We start from the raw sequence: 1,239 nt of genomic DNA on the forward strand, positions 1-1,239 counted from the left end.
CTCCCTATGCGACCCGCCCCCCTCCATACAGGGAAGGATCAACCCTTGACTACTCCGGACACCGAACCCACCACAGTCGCGAATGACGTGTCTCATGCTTCCGACCTGCGGGCAGCGGCGCGATGGCTGGTAGGCGTATGTGGCTCTGTGGTGACCGTGTTACTGGCCAGCATCCATTTGCGCGGCTTCGCAAGCATCGGCGAAGCCGGCGTTTGGGCCGGGGTGTTGGCTCTCATCGGAGCAACAACCGCTCTCTGTAGTGTGCTGTGGACCCTCTACGCAGCCGCAGCCGTCTTGGCGGCGCCACGCCGAAGCTTAGACGAACTTGCCATGCTCGACCGTGCGGACAACAGCAACTTCCCGAATCGCCGCCTTGAGGAGCCGAAGTCAGCACTCGTCTCTTATTTAGTGGTCGAACGCCGCATGGACTTGTTGGGCATGTCGAGAGACGCCATATGGGAGCTGGCAAGGGATCTAGCGCAGGCTCTGAAGGCAACGACCCTTCCGCAGCCCCCCGGAGCAAAGATACAGATCGGCACATATACCTACAATACGGACGACGACTCCGACAGTGCGGCGCTAGTCAGTCTAGCCCTTGACCTCGAAACACGTGCCCAACGCGTTGTAGACGCCGCCGCGTCGTTCGAAACGCGTTGCCGTTTCAAACGGTTACGGAAAGGCATGAAGGTTGCATGCATACCCTTCGTTGCGAGTGTCCTGCTGCTCCTGTGGCTACAAACACTTCCGCCGGTCCTTATGAACGTCAAAAAGCCGATCGAAGTTCAAGTGATCACACCGAAGGTCAACAGTGACCCTTGCTCAGGAAGGGTCTTAGAAGGTGTTGCGATCGGAGGCACCATGGACGAGCCCATCGTCGTGATCCCCTCGCAAGGCGGCTGTCCTCCCAAAAAAATCACTGACACCGACGAGCTCATCGTTGTCCCAGTCCTCAAATAAAACATCTTGTCGAGCGAGGCCGGTCGATCGGAACGCACGTTCTCTATGACGCGCATGGAGCGCGCCTCGACAACGAACACGGCCGTGCGCCCGGCCCGTACGGTCCTCGGGTCGTACGGGCCGGGGGTCAGAGCAGGGAGTCGCGGTGGGAGGCCGCCTCCTCCCGGAGGGCGGTGAGGAAGGCGGTGGTGTGGCCGTGCGGGTGGGGGTCGCCGGTGTGGCGGCCGTAGAGGATCCAGCAGCTGTGGATGCCCGACAGCAGGTTCTCCACCAGGTCGGGGG

General features: G+C 61.2%; 1 protein-coding gene. It reads left to right on the plus strand.

Annotated features, from left to right (window positions below):
- Positions 1-150 precede the first annotated feature (150 nt).
- Positions 151-957, plus strand: a complete 807-nt coding sequence (locus C1J01_RS49460) for a hypothetical protein (RefSeq protein ID WP_146616049.1) — start codon at positions 151-153, stop codon at positions 955-957.
- Positions 958-1,239 lie beyond the last annotated feature (282 nt).

Origin of the sequence: Nonomuraea aridisoli, from assembly GCF_003236395.1 — a bacterium.
Classification (GTDB): Bacteria; Actinomycetota; Actinomycetes; order Streptosporangiales; family Streptosporangiaceae; genus Nonomuraea; species Nonomuraea aridisoli.